Here is a 21849-nt window from a genome sequence, read left to right on the forward strand (position 1 = left end):
GTGCCGCGGGGGTCGGGATCAGGTGTCCCGGGCTGAGAGATCGATCTCACAGTACGCGCTGCGGAGCCCGGTCCACCTCGACGCGCACGGGCTCGTCGCCGATCTCGACGCGGACGTCGGCGTCGTGCGCCCGCCCGTCGACGCGCACGGACGCCGCCCGCGGCAGCCGCAGCGCCGTGCCGCCTGCCGGCGCCAGCCAGCCGGCGCCCGGCACGCGCCGCACGACGAGCTCGGCCCCCTCGGGATCCCACGCGAACCGGTCGACCACGAGGCCGCCGCGGGCCCGGAGCCCGGTGACGGAGCCGCGGGCCCAGGCCGCGGGCAGCGCGGGCAGGATCTTCAGCGTCCCCTCGTCGGATCCGAGCAGCATCGCCGCGACGAGGCCGGGCAGTCCGCCGCTCGCGTCCAGGTTGAAGATCCGGCCGGCGTCGTGCCGGGTCGTGAGCGCGGGGCTCCAGTGGTCGACCGCGAGCCACTCCGCGCACGTGAGCGCGGCCTCCGCGTCGCCCAGCGCGGCGGCCGCCCGGCCCACCTGCACCAGGCCGAAGGCCATCTCCATGCGCCCGGGCGGCGCGGTCGGGTCCTCCGCGCGCCACGCGACCTTCGCCGCGACGGTGCGCGCGGCCGCGTCCCGCAGGCGGACTGCCTCCGCGCCGTCGCCGAGGAACGCCGGGTCGGTGCCCGTGCCGACCGGGTGGAGCTGGGACGCGTGGCGGTGCGCGACCTGCTCCGGCCAGCGCGGATCCAGCCACTCGGCGAGCGTGCCGTCGTCGGCCACGCGATAGGGCGGCAGGTCGCCGACGACCGCGGCCCAGCGCGCGTCGAGCGAGGAGTCGCCGCGTGCCCGGCCGAGGAGGGCGGTGGCGCGGGCGGCGTCGCGGAGGATCGCGACGTCCATGGTCGCGTCGGTGGCCGCGGGCACCCGCTCGCCCCGCGGGGTGTTCTCGGGCGAGTAGGAGGGCACGAGGCGGCGGACGCCGTCGACCAGCACGGTCGCCGTCTCGGCGAACCGCAGCACGCCCTCGGCGAGGTCCCACAGCCGGTCGTCGACGATGCCGCGGTCGCCGGTGGCCGACACGGCGTCGGCGGCGATGCGGAGGATCCACCCGCCGCAGCCGATCCAGAACGGGTGCGGGTAGTCGGCCGAGAGGTGGTCGGCGCGGCCGTGGGTCGACATGCGCGCGGGCAGCAGCATCCCCTCGGCGCCGAACACCCGGCGCGCGTTGTCGCGGAAGTCGTCGAGGTGGGGGAGCACGAGCGCGAGGACGCTCCGGGCGAGCTCGGGCGTGCCGGTGGCGATCATGCCCGCCATCGCGCCGTCCTGCACGTTGCCGTTGAGCGTGTAGTCGGCCGACCACGCCGGGCGCCAGGTGCCCTGCCACACGCCCTGGAGCGTGGGCGGCAGCTCGCCGGTGGAGGCGATGACGTTCGCGCGGCCTGCGAGGTAGGCGACCTCCACGACGCGGCGGCGGGCGGCGGGATCGCCGGCGCGGGCGGCCGCCCAGAGGTCCTCGGTCGTGGCGTCGGCGTCGGCCGCGCCGTCGAGGTCGAGCGCGGAGGCGGCGACGAGCCGGCCGTAGGTCGCGCGCTGCGCCGCGCGCAGGTCGGCCCACGTCGGCACGGGTGCGGGTGTCGGGTCCGGTGCGGGCGCGGAGGCGGCCGGGCCGGTCGCGACGGCGAGCCGGATCAGCCGCGGCGCGTCCGGCCCGACGCGGACGGTCGTGCGCGCGGATCCGCCGTCGGCCTCCCACGCGCCGCCCGCGTCGCCCGCGTCGCCCGCGTCGACGGCGCCGCCCGCGTCGACCGCCGTGACGGACCGCACCGCGTCGTCGCCCGCGCCGGCCTCGGCCGTGAGGATGCCCCGCTCGCCGCCCGCGACCGACGCGCGCACGGCGGCGGACGCGTCGGGTACGCCCGTGTCGAACGAGGTCGCGTCGCCCGCGCCGAGGCCCAGCTCGAGCGCGACCTCCACGGCGCGGTCCGACTCGAGCGCGAGCCAGCAGGCCTCGCCGTCCCGCGGCGCGAGAAGCCGCAGCGCGTGCCGGCCGCCCGCGGCATCGGTCCACTCGACCGCCGACTCGCCGCCGGCCGGGTCCATGGTCCGTCGCATGCGCGTCACGCCGTCGGGGGTGCGGATCACGAGGGTCGCGCAGATGCCGAGCGGGTCGGTCCAGACCAGGCCGTCGCCGTAGCCGCTGTCCCGCGCGCCCGCCATGAGCTCGGCGCTCGCCGTGTCCGCGTCGCCCGCGAGCAGGGCCCGGCGGATCTCCGCGAGGCGAGGTCGCAGGTCGGGCGCGGCCGGCCGCGGGTTCACGGGCGGGAACCAGCGCTCGTGCGCGAGCGAGACCGTGATCGCGTCGGCCGGGCCGTGCGCCACCGCGCCGATCCGGCCGCTGCCGACGACGACGCCCTCCTCCCAGGTGGGCGCCGCGGTCGCGGTCGTGAAGACGGGGGCGGGGGAGTCCAGGTGGTGCGCTTCGTCGCGCGAGAGCGATCGGATGATCGGCCCCTTCCGGTCGGCATCGATTCGTTGCGGGCGGCACCAAACTACCGGCGGCCGTCGGCGGCGGGAAGGCGGGGACGGATCCCGACGCGGTGGCAGGCGTTCCCCCTAGGATCGCCGGATGCTCGGACCCCTCCACCGCCTGGATCCGCCCGCCCGGCGCATCCTCATCGGCGCGCCGTCGGGGGCAGGCAAGACCACGCTGGCCCGGCGCGTCCAGGAACGCACGGGCCTCCCGCACACCGAGATCGACTCCCTCTTCCACGGGCCCGGCTGGACGGAGCTGCCCACCTTCCGCGACGACGTCGAGGCCTTCTCGTCGCGCGACGCCTGGGTCACCGAGTGGCAGTACACGACCCAGCTCGGGCAGCTGCTGCCGTCGCGCGCCGACACGCTGGTGTGGCTCGACCTCCCGGTGCAGGTGCAGATGGGGCGCCTCATCCGCCGCACCGTCATCCGCCGCTGGCGCCGCGAGCCGCTCTGGCACGACAACGTCGAGCCGCCGATGCGCACCGTCCTCACCGATCCGGACCACATCGTCCGGTGGGGCTGGCGGGGGCGGGCGAAGGTGCGCACGCGCGTGGTGCTCGCGGCCGTCGAGCACCCGCACCTCAGGATCGTGCGGCTGCGGTCGACCCGCGAGGTCGACCTGTGGCTGCGCGGGCTGCCGTGCGCGGGTCGGCCGACGGTGTCGCCGCCGTCGCCGTCGACCGCCTCCGGGTAGCGGTCGACCCGCCACGCCGCCCCTCCGTCGCCAGCACCACCGCCACGCCCGCGCCGCACAGCGCGAACCCCGCGAGCGTCACCATCGTGATCCGCTCGCCGAGCAGCAGCGCGCCCGCCGCCGCGGTGGTCGGCGCGACGAGGAACAGCAGGGCGTTGAGCGCCGTGATCCCCACCCGCTCGAGCAGCCACCAGTAGAGGCCGTAGGCGCCGAGGGTCGGCACGAGCGCGGCGAGGACGGTGGTGATCCAGAACGCCGGATCCGCGGGCGGCGCGAGCGTGCCCGTCGCGATCGCGGCCACCAGCAGCGCGGCCGCGGTGACGACGACGTGCACGGTCAGCGTCACGAGCACGGGCGGGCGACCCGACGACCGGCGTTCGAGGAACGTGCCAGCCACGAGGCACGCCATCGCGGCGGCGGGCAGGAGGTACGCGACCGGATCCGCGTCCGCCGCCCCCGCCTGCGGCCGCACCACGAGCACCACGCCGACCGCGCCGAGCGCGAGCCCGCCCCACTGCGCGCCGCGCACGCGGAGCCCGAGCAGCGGCCCGACGAGCGTCGCGACCACGAGCGGCTGCACCGCGTCGATGAGCGCGGTGGTCCCGGTCGCGATCCCCGCGCCGATCGCCGCGTACACGGACGCGCAGTAGCCGAGCTGCGCGCACGCGCCGATGAGGGCCTGCCGCCCGAGCGTCCGCGGGGCGATCCCGCGGGCCGCGCCCGTCGCCGCGACGAGCGCCACCAGCACCACGGCGAGCGGCGCGAACCGCCAGAGCAGGAGCGTCGTCGCGGGCACCTCGACCGTCCCGACGGCGGCGATGAGGAAGCCGGAGCTCCACGCGAGCACGAAGCCGGCGGCGGCCGCGACCGTCACGATCCGCCGAGGTATACCGATCTGTCTACTGGTCATGGGGCGGACTATACAGATCTGTATAGTCATGGTGTGAAGACCGCCGTCCCCGACCTCGCTCCCCTGACCCCCGGCGCCCGCCGCGTGCTCGACGCGGCGTCCGGGCTCTTCTACGCGCGGGGGATCCACGTGGTCGGCGTCGACGCCATCGCCGCCGCCGCGGGCGTCACCAAGAAGACGATCTACGACCGCTTCGGCTCGAAGGAGCAGCTGGTGGTCGCGTACCTGCAGCATCGCGACGCGCGCTGGCGGGAGCACCTCGCGGCGCGGCTCGCGCGCACGCCCGAGCCGGGGATCGACCGGGTGCTGGCGGTGTTCGACGCGGCCATCACGTGGGCGGACGCGAACACGCCCAAGGGCTGCAGCGCCATCAACGCGCGCGCGGAGCTCGGCGCAGGAGAGCTGGGCGACGAGGACGACGGGCACGACGTGCTCCCCGAGGTCATGCGGCAGAAGGCGTGGATGCTCGAGCTGCTGCGCGACCTGTGCCGCGAGGCCGGGGTGGCGGATCCCGCCGGCACGTCCCGCACGCTGATGCTCCTCCACGAGGGCGGCCTCGTCACGCTCGGCATGGGCACGTTCGCGCGCCCCATGGTGGCCGTCCGCGACGCGGCCCGCGCGCTCCTCGGGGCGTCGCTCCCGTCGTGACGCCGGGGCGCCGTCGCCCGCATCCGGGGCGCCGCTAGGCGTCGTGCAGCAGCCACTGCGCGGGCGCCCCGCTCTCGTGCGGCGTCGGCTGGCGGTGGAGGAAGACCTCGCGGCCGCCGTGCGGGACCACGTCGACCGCGTCGGCGGGGCAGGCTCCCGGCGGCCAGGCGGGGAAGTCGGCGGTGCCGCCCGTGACGAACGGCAGGGTGGATCCGTCGCGCATCCGCACGAGGAACCGCAGGTACCCCATGCCCGACTCGCCCGCCGCGTGGATCCGCTCGGCCAGCTCCGCGGACAGCCGCACGGGACTGTCCTCGATGCGGGCGACGTCCTCGACCTCGAAGGCGCCCGTCACGCGGAAGCCCGCGCGGGCGACGGCGGCGCGCTCGCCCACGAGGACGCGGTCGCGGACGTGCCCCGACCGGAGCGTGACGCGGCACGGCGCGAGCAGCCCCTCGTGCGTCCGCGGCACGCGCGCGAGCTGGTCGGCGAGCTCGGGCGTCAGCTGCATGCCGTCACGGTACCGGCCTCCCACCAGGACGGGGGCTGCCGCGGGTGGCATCCCGCTGGCCCACGCCCCGAGACGCGGAGGCCCCGAGACGCCGAGAGCGGCGTGCGACCTGGGGTCGCACGCCGCTCTCATGGGGCCCGGAGGCCGTGGATCGGTCCTACCGGGGGCAGGAGCTGGCGGAGTCGCTGATGGCGGCCGAGACCGGCTGGGCCGGGCAGACGTACTTCTTGTAGGCGCTGTTGCCGTCGAGGTAGGTCTTGAGGAAGCTCGTCACGGCGCCGAGGACGGTGCCGTTCTCCTTGTTCCGGAATGCGAGGTGGTCCGCGCCGCGGAGCTCCAGGTACTGCTTCGGGGTGGAGGCGGGGATGGACTCGTAGGCGGGCTTGCCCATGAACGACGCCGGGGCGGTCTGGTCGGCCTGGCCGGTGATGACCAGCGTCGGGGTGGTGATGCCGGGGTACGTGGGTGACTGGGTCGGGTGGTACGGGTCGGTCGTGCCCGCCGGGAAGTCGTACGGCATGAGCGCGACGGCGGCCTTGAGGCCGTGCTGCTCCACGGCGGCGTCCAGGGCGCCGCCGCCGCCGAGCGAGTAGCCGACCACGCCGATGTCCGCGGGATCGACCTGGTCCTTGACCGGGCTGGCGGTGGCGAGGTACTTGGCCGCGGCGAGCATCTCGTAGGAGCGCTGGTTCGGGAGGTCGTAGCCGCCCAGGGTGTCCATGTCCAGCACGATGAAGCCCTCGCCGGCGAGGTCCTCGGCGAGCCAGCGCATGTCGGACTGGTCGCCCTTGAGACCCGGGGCGACGACGATCGCGCCGAGGGTCTTCTTGCCCGTGTCCTGCGGGGCGTAGAGGGTGGCGGCGCCGAAGCCGCTGCCGTCCGTGGCGGGGATCGTGTACTGGCTGAGCGGGTAGGTCGCGTGGTGGTGGTGGGCGGATGCGCTGTCCACCGTGGCCGTGTGGGCGGGGGTGGCGGCCTGGGCGGCGGTCGGGACGCCGAGGAGGGCGAGCGTCGCGAGCGCGGCGACGGCCGCGGGGCGGGTGCGGAACGCGGAGCGGGTGACGGACATGGTCGTGTCATCTCTCTGTCGTGGGCAGTGAATGGCGTCTCGGCGGGAAGACCCGCGCCGGACCGCGATGACCCTAGACGCGGCGATCCTGGAGAACGGCCCGGCCGTCCCCAGGCGCCGCCGCCCGTGGATAGACGGAGCGCGGGATCCGCGGAGGTGCTTGGCCGCGTGCCCGGGACGCACCCGCCCGGGCATGGGAAGAGGGGAGGAGGAGCGTCCCGAACGCGCTCCTCCTCCCCTCGTCTGGGGCGGCCCCGTGGGCCGGTCCGCGACTACTTCGCGGGCGTGGCCTTCACCAGGAACTCCACCGTGCCCTTGTCCTGGACGCTCACGAAGCCGAGGCTCGGGGCCTCGACGCCGTAGTCGGAGAAGGTGACGGGGATGGATCCGCTGACCTGCACGCCGTCGGCGGTCAGCGCGGCCTGCAGGGGTACCGTGACGGTCTGCGTCACGCCGTGCATGGTGAGCTCGCCGGTCGCCTGGACGGTCGCGACCTGGCCGCTCGCGGGCACGGCCGCGTCGACGGGCTGCGTGAGCGTGAAGGTCGCGTCGGGGTACTTCGCGACCTCCATGGCGGTGCCGCGGAAGTAGTCGTCGCGCGGCGCCTGGTCGGTCGCGATGGAGCCGACGTCGACCTTGACGGTCGCGTCCTTCAGCGTGGATCCGTCGACCGTGATGGTGCCGGACACGTCCTCGGTCTTGCCGACGACGGTCACGTCGGTGCCGTTGAGCACCTCGGCGACGCGGTAGCCGGCCGTGCTGCCGGCGCCGATCGTCCAGTCGCCCGACAGGTTGCTCGTGTCGAGGGTGGAGTCGGCGGGGGCGGCCGAGACCGACGGGGCGGCGGCGGGGGCGCCGACGACCACGTCGCGGTAGAACGCCGGGCCGAACGCGGCGGCGCTGACACCGAGCACGACGACGACGGCCGCGCTCGTGCCGAGGATGATCTTGGTCTTCTTCTGCATGGGGGTCTCCTGATCCGGGTGGTGCGTCTTCGTCCGCCGCGGGTTGATGCGCCGACATGGAGGACGACGGACCAGCCCCGGAGAACGTTCACGCGCTCAGGGGTCTGCCAGGTTCGGGATCGCCTGAGATGATTCCCCGGAACGGTGAACCTTCCTGCCGTCCATCTCGTCGTGGAGGGAGGAGGCACGGATGACCACGGAGAGCACGGCCCGCATGAGGGCGCTGCACGATGCGCACGCACCTGCGCTCCAGCGCTACGCGCTGCGGCTGACGGGAGATCCGGCGCTCGCCGAGGACGTCGTGCAGGAGGCGCTGCTGCGGGCCTGGCGCTCGCCGGCGATCCTCGCGGAGGACGACGAGTCGGCCCGGCGCTGGCTCTTCACCGTCGTGCGGAACCTCGTCATCGACGACCGCCGCAGCGCCTGGCGCGGCCGCGAGACCCCGACGGACGCGCTGCCGGAGGATCCCGTGGCGGACGCCTCCGACGCCATCATCGACCGCCTGCTCGTGGCCGAGGCGCTCGCGTCGCTGTCCGCCGAGCACCGCCGCGCGGTCGTCAGCTGCTACCACCTGGGCCGGTCGGTGGCGGAGACCGCGGAACGCGAGGGCGTCCCGCCCGGCACCATCAAGTCCCGCCTCCACTACGCGCTCAAGGCGCTCCGTCTCGCCCTGCAGGAACGAGGAGTCACCCGATGAACGACCGCGCCGACGACATCCACGAGTGGGATGCCGCGTACGTGCTCGGCAGCCTCAGCGCCACCGACCGCGCGCAGTTCGAGGCCCACCTCCCGGGCTGCGACGCCTGCACGCGCTCCCTCGCCGACCTGGCCGGGCTGCCCGGCGTGCTCCGGATGCTGCCCGTCGAGGACGCGCTCGCGCTGCTCGACGAGCCGGATCCCGCCGCCGACGCCGCCGGATCGGCCGCGCCCGCCGCTGCCGCCGGCTCCACCGCGGCCGGACCCGCGCGCGTCGTCCCCCTGCCGTCGACCGAGTCCGGCGCCGCGCACCGCGTGCCCCGCGGGCGCGGGATCCGCGGCGGTCGCCGGCTCCCGGGAGCCGCGACACGGCCGGGTCGCCTCACCCGCCGCACGGGCGGGTGGCTGCTCGCGGCGGCCGCCGTCGTGCTCCTCGTGGGCGGCGCGGGCCTCGGCTCCGCCCTCCGTGCCGGCGTGAGCGCGCCCGTCGCGGATCCGACCCCGGCCGCCTCCTCGCCCTCCGGGGACCTGTCCGAGGGCCTGCCCGTCGACGCCGTGAGCATGCGCTCCGAGCTCGACGACGGCGTCACCGCGCAGCTCGCCGTCACGGCCAAGCCGTACGGGACGCGCTTCGACTGGAGCTGCGCCTACGCGGGCGGCGGCGTGGGCCAGGGTGCCTACGACCTCGTCGCGATCGACGACGACGGCAGCCGCACGGTCGTCGCCACGTGGGGCGCGGGACAGAGGGAGTCGCGGCTGCTCGCGGCCACCTCCAGCCTCCCGATCGAGCGGATCCGCTCCGTGCAGATCACGCCCTCCGGCTCCGACCTGGTGCTGGCGAGCCGGGACCTCTGACCGTCCCGCGTCCCCCCTGGCGCGCCGCCCGGGCCGCGCCGTAACCTGGCGTCCCACACCCGAGGAAACGCGAGCAGGCGAGGACCCGATGAGCGACCCGGCACCCCCGTCCGACGTGCCCGACGTGCCCGCCATGAGCGCCGCCGACCGGGCCGTCGTCGCCGCCCGCTGGAAGCGCAACGCGACGCTCTTCCTCACCGGTCAGACCGTCTCGCTGTTCGGCTCGATGCTCGTCCAGTACGCGGTCATGTGGTACGTCACCTTCGAGACCCGATCCGGCTTCGCGATCGCGCTCTACGCGGTCTGCGCGTTCCTCCCGCAGGGCATCGTGTCGATCTTCGGCGGCACCCTCGCCGACCGCATGAACCGCCGCGTGCTCGTCATCGTCTCCGACAGCACGATCGCGATCGTCACCCTGGCGCTCGCGCTGCTCATGATGAACGGCGTCACCGACCTCTGGATCATCCTGCTCGCCGTCGCCGTGCGCTCCGTCGGCGCCGGGTTCCAGACGCCCGCGGTGCAGGCGATGATCCCGCAGATCGTGCCGCCGGAGCAGCTGCTGCGGATCAACGGGATCTTCGGCACCATCCAGTCCGCGATGGCGCTCCTCGCCCCGGCCGCCGCGGGCGCGATCTTCGCCGCCTACGGCCTGGTGCCGCTGTTCTTCGTGGACGCGATCACGGCCGCCATCGGCATCGCGTTCCTGCTCTCGGTCGCGGTGCCGACGCTCGCCTCCATCGCCGACAAGACGTCGAGCTACCGCGAGGACCTGGTCGAGGGGATCCGCTACATCGGCGGGAACCCGGTGGTGCGCTGGCTGCTCGTGGTCTTCGCGATCATCTTCCTGCTCACGGTGGCGCCGTCGTTCATCACGCCGCTGCTCGTGGCGCGCACCTACGGCACCGAGGTCTGGATGGTGACGGTGCTCGAGGTCGCGTTCAGCGTCGGCATGCTCGGCGGCGGCGCGCTCGTGTCGACGCTGTTCGCGAAGTCCGACCGCATGACCCTGATCCTCGTGAGCTGCTTCGGCTTCGCGGTCTTCACCGCGGGCCTCGGCCTGAGCCCCAACCTGTGGGTCTTCTACGGCTTCATGTTCGCGATCGGGCTCTTCGTGCCGCTGTTCTCGGCGCCGTTCATGACGCTCGTGCAGGAGACCGTCGCGCCCGAGATGCACGGCCGCGTCTTCAGCTACGTCGGCATCGTGATGGCGCTCGCTACCCCGATCGGCGCGGTCGCGTTCGGCCCGCTCGCCGACGTCTTCAGCGTGCAGGAGCTGCTGGTCGCAGCCGGGATCATCACGGTCGTCGTGATCACCGTGGCCATCTCCCTGCCGTCGGGCCGCGCGGCGATCCGCATCGCCCGGGAGAAGAAGGCGGAGGCGGACGCGGCGGACGGGGACGGCCGCTCCGATGCGGCGGCGCCAGCCCTCGGGTCCGACGACCCGGTCCGTGACGCCCCACCCATCTGATCGGCCTCACGTGGCACGGTGGTCCCGTGCTGTCCGTGCTGCTGCGCGCGGCCTCGGAAGTGGGGAGTCGGAAGGTGATGGGATTCGGTGGGCGTCTGGCGGTCGCTCTCGCAGAAGCGCAGGCGCGGCGTCAGCGAATGGAGAGCGGTCGGGCCGCCGAAGACGGCACCGGGGATCGGCCGGATGCCTTCGACGGGCATGCGACACCCCTGCCGCCGTACGACGAGGTGGAGCCACGAAGGCGCTGGTGGCAGAGACGGCTCTGATGCTCCTCGGGCCGTGAGGTGACGACCTCGGCCGAGCGATGCCCGCGGCACGCGGGCGGCCACCGGTCAGGCAGGGGCGCGCGGATCCCCGTCGGGCAGTTCGGCGACGAGCGCCCGCATCCTGGTGACGGTCTCGTCCGCACGCTAGGCGTCGGCGGTCGCCCAGAAGGCGGTGACCCGGTCGTCCCGGTCGTCGTGGTCCATCCGGCCAGCCTGGCAGCAGGTCAGCGCGTCCGGGCCGGCGGAGGCGCCGTCGTCGCGCGGCGCACGAGGCGGGTCGGCAGCTGCACGCGCATGGCCTCCGGCTCCTGCCCGTCCATCAGCGACATGAGGAGGTCCACCGCGGTCGTGCCGAGGCGCTGCATCGGCTGGCGGATGGTCGTGAGCGGCGGCGTCATCTGCGACGCCTCGGGGATGTCGTCGAAGCCGATGACGGAGAGGTCCTCGGGCACGCGGATCCCGAGCTCGGCCGCCACCTGCAGGATCGCGATGCCGGAGAGGTCGTTGGCCGCGAAGATCGCCGTCGGCCGGCCCGGCATCGACAGGAGGGCGCGCGCGGGCTCCCGGGCCAGCGCCGTGAGGAAGAACCCCGAGCGCACGAGCGCCGGATCGAAGGGGATGCCCGCGTCCTGCAGCGCCCGTCGGTAGCCGGCCTCGCGGAGGCTCGCGGAGCGGAGGTCCGGGCGTCCGGCGAGGAACCCGATCCGCCGGTGCCCGAGCTCGAGGAGGTGCCGGGTCGCCTGGAGGGCGCCGCCGAGGCTGTCGGACTCGACGCTCGGCAGGTCGGCGGGCCCGGTGTGCGGGTCGATGGAGACGACGGGGATCTCGGTCTGCGCCGTCACGACCGTGGGCGTGACCATGATCGCGCCGTCGATGAGGGTGCCGCTCAGCCGGCTGAGCGACCGGCGCTCCCAGCCCGTGTTGTCCACCTGCCGGGAGCCGCTGTAGGCGAGGAGGTCGTAGGGCGACTTCCGGAGGGCCGAGCCCACGCCCTTCAGGATCTCGGCGCTGAACGGCTCGAAGCCCGCCACGAGCACGCCGACCACGCCGGTGCGGTGGGAGCGCATGCTGCTCGCGACGAGGCTGGACTCGTAGCCGAGGCGCTCGACGACCTCCATCACGCGGCTCGAGGTCTCGGCCGAGATCCCGTAGCGCCCGTTCACCGCCTTGGACACGGTCGACACCGAGACGCCGGCGGCGGAGGCGACGTCGTGGATGGTGGGGCGGCGGGACATGGGGTGACCCTACGCCCGGGGAAAAGGATTTCGAAAACGTTTGACGAAGCGCGGAGCGCGACCGAGACTGGCCCGACCGGCCCCCGTCACGACGGAGCGACGACGCGACGACGCGACAGCGGGACCGGCGGATCCGCACCCCACAGCACCAGGCGCGGTTCGCGCACGTCCACCCCCGACACCCACCAGGGTGCGCTCAATGGAGAGACAGGTAGAACGACATGAAGGCACGGAAGATCCTCACGGGATCCGCGGCCCTGCTCGTGGGGGCCCTCGCCCTCACCGGCTGCAGCGGCGGCTCGGGCAGCAACGACGACGGCGGCCCCGTCGAGATGACGCTGTGGCACAACTCCACCACCGGCCCCGGCAAGGCGTTCTGGGACAAGACGACCGCGGACTTCAACGCCGCCCACCCCGGCGTCACGGTCACGCCCACGTCGATCCAGAACGAGGACCTCGACGGCAAGCTCCAGACGGCGCTCAACTCGGGCGACGCGCCGGACATCTTCCTGCAGCGCGGTGGCGGCAAGCTCGCCGCCACGGTCGCGGCGGGACAGGTCATGGACATCACCGACGGCATCTCCGGCGACGCCAAGAGCGGCATCTCGAAGGGCGCGTTCGACGCGAACTCCATCGACGGCAAGGCCTACGCCATGCCCGTCGCCGTGCTCCCCAGCGGCATCTTCTACAGCCAGGACCTCTTCACGGCGGCCGGCATCACGGAGACACCGAAGACCATGGACGAGCTCGACGCGGCCGTCGAGAAGCTCAAGGCCACCGGCGTCGCCCCCATCGCGCTCGGCGGGAAGGACGCCTGGCCGGCCGCGCACTGGTACTTCAACTTCGCGCTCCGCGAGTGCAGCTCCGACACGCTCGAGCAGGCCGCCAAGGACAAGGACTTCAGCGACGACTGCTGGATCAAGGCGGGCCAGGACGTCGAGGACCTCGTCGGCACGAACCCCTTCAACGAGGGCTTCCTCACCACCGCGGCCCAGCAGGGCGCCGGCTCCTCCGCGGGCCTCATCGCCAACAAGCAGGCCGCCATGGAGCTTATGGGCGCCTGGGACCCGGGAGTCATCGCGGGCCTGACCCCCGACCAGAAGCCGCTGGCCGACCTGTCCTGGTTCCCCTTCCCGGAGATCACCGGCGGCAAGGGCGAGGCCGGCTCGATCATGGGCGGCATCGACGGGTACTCCTGCTCCGCGCAGGCCCCGAAGGAGTGCGTCGACTTCCTCAACTACATCGGCACCGCCGACGTGCAGAAGGAGTACTACGCGGCCTTCAACGCCCCGCCCGTGAACACCGAGGCGCAGTCCGCGGTCACCGAGCCGTACCTGCAGGAGATCATCAAGGCGTACAACGACGCGCCCTACGTCTCCCAGTGGCTCGACACCGTCTACGGCCTGAACGTCGGCAACGCGATGAACGTCGGCGTGGTCGACCTCATGGCGGGCGACGGCAGCCCGGAGAAGCTCATCCAGACCGTCGGCGACGCGGCCAAGAAGGCGTAGGCGCACCGACATGGCCATCCGCGAGAGCTCGCTCGACGAGCAGCGTCCCGCGGCTGATCCTGCACACCCCGAGGGCGGCGTCGTGACGACGCCGCCCTCGGCGGTGCGTGCGCGACGCCGCGGCCTCGGCTGGACCGGTCGCCTCGAGGTCCTGATCCTCGTGGGGCCCGCCCTCCTCTTCTTCCTGGGCTTCGTCATCTACCCCGTGGTGATGGCGGCCTACTACGGCTTCTTCAGCTGGCAGGGCTTCGGCCCGCCCACGATCTTCGTGGGCTTCCGGAACTACATCACGATCCTCCAGGACCCCACGTTCCACGAGGCGCTGATGCACAACGCCGTCATCGTGGTCCTGTCGCTCGTGCTCCAGGGCCCGGTCGCGATCCTCGTGGCGCTCCTGCTCAACCGGAAGCTGCGCGGCCAGTCGATCATCCGCGTGCTGATCTTCGTGCCGTACGTGATCTCCGAGGTCGTCGTCGGCACCGGCTGGAGCCTCATGCTCCAGGGCTCCGGCGCGCTGAACGGCTTCCTCGCGAACATCGGGCTCGCCGACCTCCAACAGGACTGGCTCGCGAACCCCGACATCGCCATCTGGTCGCTCATGACGATCATCACGTGGAAGTACATCGGCTTCGCGGTGATCCTCTTCCTCGCCGGCCTCCAGGGCATCCCCGAGGAGCTCAGCGAGGCGGCCGCCATCGACGGCGCCTCCTACTGGCAGATCCAGCGGCGCATCACGCTGCCGCTGCTCGCGCCGACGCTGCGCATCTGGGCGTTCCTGTCGATCATCGGCTCGCTGCAGCTGTTCGACCTCGTCTACATCATCTGGGGCCAGTACATCTCGGCCACCGCGGGCACCTCGACCATGGCCACGTACCTCGTGGCGAACGGACGCGGATCCGGCAACTACGGGTACGGCAACGCCGTCGCCGTGGTGCTGTTCCTCATCTCCCTGGTCGTCGCGCTCGTCTACCAGCGGTTCGTGCTCAACCGCGACACCGCCGGCGCCCTCACGGGTGCAGGAAGGAAGGCGAAGAAGTGACCGTCGCCACCGCAGCTCCGCGCAACGCGGACCTGGATCCCACCTACTCGGCGAAGGCGCCGAAGCCCAAGCGGGCGAAGGTGCCCGGCCAGGGGAACAACCCCATCCCCTACCTCGTCGCGGTCGTGCTGATCGCCCTGATGCTGACGCCGGTGGCGTACATCATCCTCGGCGGGTTCCGCACGAACGCGCAGATCACGACCGACCCGGCGGGCTTCCCGTCGCCGTTCCAGATCCAGAACTACCTCGACGTGCTCACCGGCTCGATGTTCTGGCGTCAGGTGGGCAACTCGCTCATCGCGGCCGTCGGCACCACGGTCGGCGCGGTCGTGCTCGGCCTCATGGCGAGCTACGTGCTGGCCCGGTACACGTTCTTCGGCCGGGGAGCGCTCTACGCGCTGTTCGCGTCGGGGCTCATGTTCCCCATCACGGTGGCCATCACGCCGCTGTACATCGTGATCCGCTCGCTCGGGCTCACGAACTCGCTGCCGGGGATCATCCTCCCGCAGATCGCGTTCGCGCTCCCGACGACGATCATCATCCTGGTGCCGTTCCTGCGGGCCATCCCGGACGAGATCCAGGAGGCCGCGTTCATCGACGGGTGCAGCCGCCTCGGGTTCTTCTTCCGCATGGTCGTGCGGCTGTCGATGCCGGGTGTCATCACGGTCGGCATCCTCGCGTTCATCGGCAGCTGGAACTCCTACCTGCTGCCGCTGTTCCTCCTGAGCGACGCGTCGATCTACACGCTGCCGCTCGGCGTGCAGTCGTTCTCGTCGCAGTACTCGGTGGACACGGCCAAGGTGCTCGCGTTCACGTCGCTGTCGATGATCCCCGCGCTCGTCTTCTTCTCCATCTTCGAGCGCCGCATCGTCGGCGGCCTCACCGGCGCGGTGAAGGGGTGACCGGCCGCGAGGCGCAGGCGCCCGGCGCCGTGGAGCTGCCCGAGGTCTCGGAGCGGGTCCGCGCGCTGCACGCGCGCATGACCCTCGAGGAGAAGCTCGCGCAGATCGTCGGCTACTGGGTCGACCAGGGCGGCGAGGTCGTCGCGCCCATGCAGGGCGAGATGGCCACGACCGGCCGCTACGAGGAGGCGACCGAGCACGGCCTCGGGCACCTGACGCGCGTGTACGGCACGCGCCCGGTGGATCCCGTCGAGCGCGCGTCGTGGCTGTGGGCCGAGCAGAGGCGGCTGCGGACGGAGACGCGGCTCGGGATCCCGGCGCTCGTGCACGAGGAGTGCCTCACCGGTCTCGCCGCGTGGCAGGCCGCGACCTTCCCCACGCCGCTCGCGTGGGGCGCGTCCTTCGACCCGGGTCTCGTGGAGGAGATGGCGGGCCTCATCGGCGGGTCGATGAAGGAGCTCGGCGTGCACCAGGGCCTCGCGCCCGTGCTCGACGTGATCCGCGACGCCCGCTGGGGCCGCGTCGACGAGTGCATCGCCGAGGACCCGTACGTGGTCGGCACCATCGGCACGGCGTACGTGAAGGGCCTGCAGTCGGCCGGGATCCACGCCACGCTCAAGCACTTCGTGGGCTACTCGGTCTCGCAGTCCGGCCGCAACCACGCGCCCGCGCACGTGGGCCCGCGCTTCGTGGAGGACGTGCTGCTGCCGCCCTTCGAGATGGCGGTGCTGGACGGCGGCGTGCGCTCGGTCATGAACTCGTACGCGGAGATCGACGGCGCGCCCGTCGGCGCGACGCCCGAGTACCTCACCGACGTGCTCCGCGGGCGCTGGGGCTTCGACGGCGTCGTGGTCTCCGACTACTTCTCGGTCGCGTTCCTCCAGGTGATGCACGCCGTCGCGGGCGACCGCGGCGAGGCGGCCGAGCTCGCGCTCGCCGCCGGCATCGACGTGGAGCTGCCCACCGGCGACGCGTACCTCGCGCCGCTGGCCGAGCGGATCCGCGCCGGGCTCGCCGACGAGTCGCTCGTCGACCGCGCGGTGCTCCGCGTGCTCGACGAGAAGGAGGAGCTGGGGCTGCTCGACGCGACCTTCGAGGATCCGCCCACCGAGATCGACCTCGACACCCCGGCCCACCGGGACGTCGCGCGCCGGCTCGCGGAGGAGTCCGTCGTGCTGCTCGCGAACGACGGCACGCTGCCGCTCGCGGGCGGCGACCGCACGGCTCCCAAGCGGATCGCGCTGATCGGCCCCAACGCCGACAGCGCCGAGGCGCTCATGGGCTGCTACTCGTTCGCGAACCACGTGCTCGCGCACCACCCGGGCACGCCGCTCGGGTTCGCGATCCCGACGGTCGCCGAGGCGCTCCGCACGGAGCTGCCCGACGCCGAGGTCGTGCTCGCGCACGGCGCCGACGTCGAGGGCGACGACCGCTCCGGCTTCGATGCGGCGGTCGAGGCCGCGCGTGGATCCGACCTCGCGGTCGTGGTCGTCGGCGACCGGGCGGGCCTGTTCGGCCGCGGCACGGTCGGCGAGGGCAACGACGTCGAGAGCCTCGAGCTGCCCGGCGTCCAGCGCGAGCTGGTCGAGGCCGTGCGCGCCACCGGGACCCCCGTGGTCGTGGTGCTGCTCACCGGCCGGCCGTACGCGGTGGCGTGGGCTCTGGAGGGTGCGTCCGCTCCGGCCGCCGTGCTCCAGGCGTTCTTCCCGGGCGAGGAGGGCGGATCCGCGATCGCGGGCGTGCTCTCCGGCCGGGTGTCGCCGTCGGGCCGCCTGCCCGTGTCGCTCCCGCGGTCCGCGGGCGCGCAGCCGTTCTCGTACCTGCACCCGATCCTCGGGGGCCCGTCGGAGGTGACGAGCGCGGATCCCACGCCCGTCCTCCCGTTCGGGCACGGCCTGTCGTACACGACGTTCGCGCGGAGCGACCTGTCCGTGGAGTCGGCCGAGGTCCAGGCGGGGGAGGCGTTCACGGCGACCGTCGTGGTCCGCAACACGGGCGACCGCGACGGCACCGACGTCGTGCAGCTGTACGCGCGCGACGTGCAGGGCAGCGTCACGCGCCCCGTCGCGCAGCTGCTCGGCTACCTGCGGCTGGACCTGGCCGCCGGCGAGTCCGCGCGCGTCACGTTCCGGGTGCCCACCACCCGCCTCGCCCTCACCGACCTGCGGTACCGCCGCATCGTCGAGCCGGGCGCGGTCGAGCTGTGGGTCGGGCCGTCGAGCGCGGTGAAGGAGACGGAAGCGGCGATCCGGATCACCGGATCCGCGCACCACGTGACCGTCCAGGACGAGCGGTACGTCGCCACGTCGGTGGAGCCGGTCGCGGCGCGGGTGCTCGAGCCGAGCTGATCCCGGCCGCACGACGGAGCCCCGGCGCCGCGTCCTCGAGACGCGGCGGCCGGGGCTCCGTCGTGCGCGGCAGCCGCGGGTCAGGCGCGCGCGAGGTGGTCGCGCACGCTCTCCGGCTCGCGACCGAGGAGCTCGGCGAGCAGCGGATCCGTGCCCGCGAAGAAGCCGCCGGCCGCCGCGAGCGGCAGGGTGATCAGGAAGCGCGCGACGGTCTCGGGCGTGCCCGCCTGGACGAGCCCGGCGATCCAGTCCTCGGGGTCCACGAGCTCGAGGCGCACCTCGCGGCCGGCGACCTCGGACGCCTGCTCGGCGACCTCGGCCATGGTCGGCGCGGCGCTCGCGGTGAGGGTGACCGGGCCGTCGAGCGGCGCGTCGGCGAGCAGGATCCGCGCGGCGCCCTCGGCGGCGTCGGCGCGCGACGTCCAGGAGACCGGGCCGTCGGCGGGCACGCGGATCACGCCGGTCTCGCGCCACGCCCCGAGCAGCAGGTCGACGCTGTGCAGGTAGAAGCCGTTGCGGAGCGCGGTCCACGGGACGCCGGAGCCCGCGAGGATGCGCTCGGTCGCGACGTGGTCCCGCCCGGGGCCGAACGGCGAGTCCTCGGCGGCGCCCTGGTGGCTCGTGTAGAGGATCCGGCCGACGCCCGCCTCGACCGCCGCCTCGACGGCCGTGCGGTGGAGAGCCACGGCGTCGGCGTGCGGGTCGCTGGAGGAGACGAGCAGGAGCTGGTCGGCGCCCGCGAAGGCGGCGGGCAGCGAGGCGGGATCGGCGTAGTCGCCGCGGCGGACCTCGACGCCCCGGTCGGCGAAGGACCGCGCCCTCTCGGGATCGCGGGCGACGACCACGAGCTCGGTGGCGGGGATCCGCTCGAGCAGGTGCTCGGCGGTGGCGCCGTTCAGCGCGCCGGTGGCTCCGGTGATGGTGATCATGGATCTGCCTCTCGTGGTAGCGGTGATAACAGGATAACCGTAGCACGGGAAGCAGTCCGCTAACACCCGTGCGTTATCGTCGTTCCATGACCGCCGAGACCCCCGCCCCGGCCGACCCGCGCGCCGGGACCCGTGACCGCATCGTCGACGTCGCCGCCGACCTGCTGCGCTCCGAGGGACGCGCCGCCGTCACCACGCGCGCGGTCGCCGAGGCCGCGAGCGTCCAGGCGCCGACGATCTACCGGCTCTTCGGCGACAAGGAGGGCCTCCTCGACGCCGTCGCCGAGACCGAGATGACCCGCTTCGCCGCGCGCAAGTCCGTCGTGATCCGCGCCGCCGCCGAGGGCGCGGTGGACGCGGTCGACGACCTCCGCGCGGGATGGGACGCCACGATCGCGTTCGCCCTCGACAACCCCGAGCTGTACGCGCTGATGAGCGACCCCGCCCGCGGCCCGGGTTCGCCCGCCGCGCGCGCGGGTGTCGCGCTGCTCGAGGAGCGCGTGCACCGCGTCGCGCTCGCCGGGCGCCTGCGCGTCGCCGAGCCGCTCGCGGTCGAGCTGATCCACGCGGCCGCCACGGGCGCGCTCCTGACGACCATCCGCCGCCCGGCCGCGGAGCGCGACCACGCGCTGCTCGACGCCATCTGGGAGGCGGTGCAGGAGCGGATCCTCACGCCCCCGGCACGCGGCCGCACCCGTCGCGAGCCCGGCCTCGTCGAGCGCGCCGTCGCCCTCCGCGCCCACGTGGCCGACGCGGAGAGCCTCACCGTGGGCGAGCGATCGCTCCTCGCGGAGTGGCTCGACCGGATCGCCGCAGCGCGCTGACCCGGACCCGCCCGGCCGGACCCGTCAGGCCCCCGCCACCTCCACGGGCGCCGTCGTCAGCGCCTGCAGCCCCGTGACGCGCAGCAGGTCGAGCCGCGCCTCATCCGTGCTGCCCCGCTCCGCCGTGTAGACGACGATGCGGAGGTCGCTGCCCGGCACCGAGAGGGTGTCGCAGTCGATGGTGATGGGGCCGACCGGCGTATGCGTCACGGTCTTCCGGCTCGACCGGTGCTCGGCGACGCGCGCCTCGCTCCAGCGGCGCTCGAAGTCGGGCACCTCGGCGCGCAGCCGGGCGACGAGCCGGGCGAGCGCGCGATCCGCCGGGTAGCGGCCGACGGCCGTGCGGAGGTCGGCCGCGAGGTCGCGCGCGAACTCCTCCTCGTGCACGGCGTCGAAGTCGGTGCCCGCGTGGCCCTGGGTGAAGTAGGTCCAGACGAGGTTCCGGTCCCAGCCGGTGCGCGTCGACGGATCCCCGTTGAGCGCCGCCCAGAGCGGGTTCCAGAGCAGCATGTCGTGCGTCGCCGTGAACACCGCGATGGGCACGTCGCCCAGCCGGTCGACGATCCGGTGGACCCCCGGCGTGATGTGCCGCGGCACCTCGTCGCGGCCGGGCGGGGCGACGCCCGCGACCCGGTGGAGGTGGTCGCGCTCGTCCTCGGTGAGGCGGAGCGCCCGGGCGAGCGCGCCGAGCATCTGCGGCGACGGGTTCACCGACCGGCCCTGCTCGAGCCGCACGACGTAGTCGACGCTCACGCCCGCGAGCGCGGCGAGCTCCTCGCGGCGGAGGCCCGCGGTGCGCCGGTGGGGTCCCGCGGGCAGGCCGACGTCGGCCGGCTGCACGCGCTCGCGCCAGGAGCGGAGCACGCTCGCGAATTCGGTCATGTCCCCATCCTCCGCGCTGGTGGGCGGATCAGCCTGGTACCGCCGGTCCTCCCGTCGACCGGTGCCTGGGCGACGCGGCGAGCGGGGCGCAGGCTCGACCCATGACCACCACACTGATCACCGGATCCAACCGCAGCCTCGGACTCGAGACCGCCCGCCGCCTCATCGAGGCCGGCCACACCGTCTACGCCGGCATGCGCGACACCGCCGACGGCGACGCCGCCCGCGCCCTCGGCGCCCGCCCCGTGCAGCTCGACGTCGACGACCAGGCGAGCGTCGACCGCGCCCTGGCGTCGCTGCCCGAGCTGGACGTGCTCGTCAACAACGCCGGCGTGCTCGGCACCTCGCAGGGCGTCGACGACCTCACCCCCGAGGCGATGGCGGCCGTGCTGCAGACCAACGTCGTCGGGATCGTCCGGGTGACGCAGGCGGCCCTGCCGCTGCTGCGCGCCTCCGCCGCTCCCGTGATCGTCAACGTCGCCTCGGGCGTCGGCTGGCCGCGCGCCCTCCGGGGCGACGGCACCGACGAGAGCCACGTCATGACGATCCCCTACGCGACGTCGAAGGCCGCCGTGATCACCGCGACCGTGCAGTACGCCAAGAACCTGCCGGGCTTCCGCGTCAACGCCACCGACCCCGGCTACACGGCCACCGACTTCAACGGGAACACCGGCCACCAGACGGTGACCGAGGGCACCGACGCGACCGTCGCGATGGCGCTCGTGGGGCCCGACGGGCCGACGGGCGAGTTCCACAGCCGGCACGGGCGGATCGAGTACTGACGCCGGGGGGGGGCTGGCGACGGATCCGCCTCCCGCGGTCGTGCCGCTCCCCGGTAGCGTCGGATCGTGACCTGGCCCGCGCTCCACATCACCCGTTCCGTCGACGCCGACGTGGCCTCGGTCGTCGCCGTCGCGGGGGATCCGGCCAGGCTGCCGGAGTGGGCGGCGGGTGTGAGCAGCGGGATCCGGCTGGAGGGCGGGCGCTGGTTGTCGGACTCGCCCATGGGCGCGATCGAGATCGCGTTCACGGGCCCGCGCGAGCTCGGGATCCTCGACCACGACGTGACGCTCCCCGACGGCACCGTGGTCCGCAACCCGCTGCGCGTCCTCCCGAACGACGACGGCAGCGAGGTCGTCTTCACCCTGTTCCGCCGGCCGGGCACGACCGACGTCGCGCTCGCGGAGGACGCGGCCCTCGTCGCGGATGACCTCGACCGGCTCGCGGCGCTGGTCGCGCGCGGCTGAGGTCAGGTGCTCTCGGCGCTCTCTTCACGGCGACGCCCGCGCCACGCGCCGACCTCCGCGACGGCGATCCGCATCCCCGCCAGCACCCCGAGCGCCACGGCCGTCAGCACGACGAGCGGCGGCAGCGCGAAACCGAGGCCGACGACCCAGCGGTCCATTCCGAGCGCGGGCCAGCGCATGTCCTGCCACCGATCCGCGAGGAGCAGCAGCACCCCGAGGGCGACGAGCTCGACCGCCAGCACCCCGATCGTGATCCGCGTCGCGAGCCTCATGCCGTCCCCAGCCGTGTGCCGAGCCGCCACCCTCGCACGGTTCCC

Annotated in this window: 21 protein-coding genes; 12 read left to right on the top strand and 9 right to left on the bottom strand. The window is 73.9% G+C overall.

Annotated elements, in window-relative coordinates:
* Window positions 1-46: 46 nt before the first annotated feature.
* Window positions 47-2602: a glycosyl hydrolase family 95 catalytic domain-containing protein gene (locus AES38_RS16135; RefSeq protein ID WP_306453496.1), complete on the bottom strand. Its 2556-nt coding sequence runs from the start codon at window positions 2600-2602 to the stop codon at window positions 47-49.
* 22 nt (window positions 2603-2624) lie between these two features.
* Here AES38_RS16135 and AES38_RS01025 point away from each other — a divergent pair, with 22 nt between their 5' ends.
* Window positions 2625-3227, top strand: a complete 603-nt coding sequence (locus tag AES38_RS01025; protein ID WP_053773406.1) for a P-loop NTPase family protein — start codon at window positions 2625-2627, stop codon at window positions 3225-3227.
* On the opposite strand, the gene AES38_RS01030 is transcribed toward AES38_RS01025, so the two are convergent.
* Window positions 3115-4137 carry a DMT family transporter gene (locus AES38_RS01030; protein WP_244629198.1) on the bottom strand — a complete coding sequence of 341 codons (1023 nt, stop codon included), beginning with the start codon at window positions 4135-4137 and terminating at the stop codon, window positions 3115-3117. The two genes, AES38_RS01025 and AES38_RS01030, sit on opposite strands and share 113 nt — an antisense overlap.
* A 33-nt stretch (window positions 4138-4170) precedes the next feature.
* On the opposite strand from AES38_RS01030, the gene AES38_RS01035 reads away from it, so the two are divergent.
* Window positions 4171-4785, top strand: coding sequence for a TetR/AcrR family transcriptional regulator (locus AES38_RS01035; protein WP_053773407.1), 615 nt, complete (start codon window positions 4171-4173; stop codon window positions 4783-4785).
* A gap of 34 nt (window positions 4786-4819) precedes the next feature.
* On the opposite strand, the gene AES38_RS01040 is transcribed toward AES38_RS01035, so the two are convergent.
* The 3 genes from AES38_RS01040 to AES38_RS01050 all read right to left on the bottom strand — a co-directional run bounded on the left by AES38_RS01040 (window position 4820) and on the right by AES38_RS01050 (window position 7330).
* On the bottom strand, window positions 4820-5296 hold the full coding sequence (locus tag AES38_RS01040) for a hypothetical protein (RefSeq protein WP_053773408.1): 477 nt from the start codon (window positions 5294-5296) through the stop codon (window positions 4820-4822).
* Window positions 5297-5453: 157 nt separating this feature from the next.
* Complete coding sequence (locus AES38_RS01045; RefSeq protein ID WP_053773409.1) at window positions 5454-6365, bottom strand: alpha/beta hydrolase; 912 nt, start codon at window positions 6363-6365, stop codon at window positions 5454-5456.
* A gap of 272 nt (window positions 6366-6637) precedes the next feature.
* Window positions 6638-7330 carry a YceI family protein gene (locus AES38_RS01050; RefSeq protein ID WP_053773410.1) on the bottom strand — a complete coding sequence of 231 codons (693 nt, stop codon included), beginning with the start codon at window positions 7328-7330 and terminating at the stop codon, window positions 6638-6640.
* A gap of 190 nt (window positions 7331-7520) precedes the next feature.
* On the opposite strand from AES38_RS01050, the gene AES38_RS01055 reads away from it, so the two are divergent.
* From AES38_RS01055 to AES38_RS01065, 3 genes are all read left to right on the top strand, one after another.
* On the top strand, window positions 7521-8027 hold the full coding sequence (locus AES38_RS01055) for a sigma-70 family RNA polymerase sigma factor (protein ID WP_053773411.1): 507 nt from the start codon (window positions 7521-7523) through the stop codon (window positions 8025-8027).
* Window positions 8024-8881, top strand: a complete 858-nt coding sequence (locus tag AES38_RS01060) for an anti-sigma factor family protein (RefSeq protein ID WP_053773412.1) — start codon at window positions 8024-8026, stop codon at window positions 8879-8881. Before AES38_RS01055 ends, AES38_RS01060 begins: the two co-directional genes overlap by 4 nt.
* 88 nt (window positions 8882-8969) lie before the next feature.
* Window positions 8970-10349, top strand: coding sequence for an MFS transporter (locus tag AES38_RS01065; protein WP_053773413.1), 1380 nt, complete (start codon window positions 8970-8972; stop codon window positions 10347-10349).
* Between the two features lie 490 nt (window positions 10350-10839).
* Here the strand turns inward: AES38_RS01065 and AES38_RS01070 are convergent, their stop codons facing one another.
* Window positions 10840-11850, bottom strand: coding sequence for a LacI family DNA-binding transcriptional regulator (locus AES38_RS01070; RefSeq protein WP_053773414.1), 1011 nt, complete (start codon window positions 11848-11850; stop codon window positions 10840-10842).
* 221 nt (window positions 11851-12071) lie between these two features.
* On the opposite strand from AES38_RS01070, the gene AES38_RS01075 reads away from it, so the two are divergent.
* From AES38_RS01075 to AES38_RS01090, 4 genes are read left to right on the top strand one after another with little or no spacing between them, the layout of a single operon-like run.
* Window positions 12072-13361, top strand: a complete 1290-nt coding sequence (locus AES38_RS01075) for an extracellular solute-binding protein (RefSeq protein WP_053773415.1) — start codon at window positions 12072-12074, stop codon at window positions 13359-13361.
* Window positions 13362-13371: 10 nt separating this feature from the next.
* Window positions 13372-14400 carry a carbohydrate ABC transporter permease gene (locus tag AES38_RS01080; protein WP_053773416.1) on the top strand — a complete coding sequence of 343 codons (1029 nt, stop codon included), beginning with the start codon at window positions 13372-13374 and terminating at the stop codon, window positions 14398-14400.
* The gene (locus AES38_RS01085; RefSeq protein WP_053773417.1) at window positions 14397-15302 is read left to right on the top strand and encodes a carbohydrate ABC transporter permease; all 906 of its coding nucleotides are present in this window, start codon (window positions 14397-14399) and stop codon (window positions 15300-15302) included. Before AES38_RS01080 ends, AES38_RS01085 begins: the two co-directional genes overlap by 4 nt.
* Window positions 15299-17650 carry a beta-xylosidase/alpha-l-arabinosidase gene (locus tag AES38_RS01090; RefSeq protein WP_081001813.1) on the top strand — a complete coding sequence of 784 codons (2352 nt, stop codon included), beginning with the start codon at window positions 15299-15301 and terminating at the stop codon, window positions 17648-17650. Before AES38_RS01085 ends, AES38_RS01090 begins: the two co-directional genes overlap by 4 nt.
* Before the next feature lie 80 nt (window positions 17651-17730).
* Here the strand turns inward: AES38_RS01090 and AES38_RS01095 are convergent, their stop codons facing one another.
* Window positions 17731-18579, bottom strand: a complete 849-nt coding sequence (locus AES38_RS01095; protein WP_053773418.1) for an SDR family oxidoreductase — start codon at window positions 18577-18579, stop codon at window positions 17731-17733.
* 86 nt (window positions 18580-18665) lie between these two features.
* Here AES38_RS01095 and AES38_RS01100 point away from each other — a divergent pair, with 86 nt between their 5' ends.
* Entirely contained in the window at window positions 18666-19403 is a 738-nt protein-coding gene (locus AES38_RS01100; RefSeq protein ID WP_053773419.1) for a TetR/AcrR family transcriptional regulator, read from the top strand.
* A gap of 24 nt (window positions 19404-19427) precedes the next feature.
* Here AES38_RS01100 and AES38_RS01105 read toward each other — a convergent pair whose 3' ends face one another.
* Complete coding sequence (locus AES38_RS01105) at window positions 19428-20285, bottom strand: helix-turn-helix transcriptional regulator (RefSeq protein ID WP_053773420.1); 858 nt, start codon at window positions 20283-20285, stop codon at window positions 19428-19430.
* Window positions 20286-20386: 101 nt separating this feature from the next.
* Here AES38_RS01105 and AES38_RS01110 point away from each other — a divergent pair, with 101 nt between their 5' ends.
* Together AES38_RS01110 and AES38_RS01115 are read left to right on the top strand one after the other, a co-directional pair.
* The gene (locus tag AES38_RS01110) at window positions 20387-21067 is read left to right on the top strand and encodes an SDR family NAD(P)-dependent oxidoreductase (RefSeq protein WP_053773421.1); all 681 of its coding nucleotides are present in this window, start codon (window positions 20387-20389) and stop codon (window positions 21065-21067) included.
* A 66-nt stretch (window positions 21068-21133) separates the two neighbouring features.
* Window positions 21134-21532: a polyketide cyclase gene (locus tag AES38_RS01115; protein ID WP_053773422.1), complete on the top strand. Its 399-nt coding sequence runs from the start codon at window positions 21134-21136 to the stop codon at window positions 21530-21532.
* 2 nt (window positions 21533-21534) lie between these two features.
* Here AES38_RS01115 and AES38_RS01120 read toward each other — a convergent pair whose 3' ends face one another.
* Window positions 21535-21804: a hypothetical protein gene (locus AES38_RS01120; protein ID WP_053773423.1), complete on the bottom strand. Its 270-nt coding sequence runs from the start codon at window positions 21802-21804 to the stop codon at window positions 21535-21537.
* Window positions 21805-21849 lie beyond the last annotated feature (45 nt).

The sequence above is a fragment of the Clavibacter capsici genome, from assembly GCF_001280205.1.
Taxonomy (GTDB): domain Bacteria; phylum Actinomycetota; class Actinomycetes; order Actinomycetales; family Microbacteriaceae; genus Clavibacter; species Clavibacter capsici.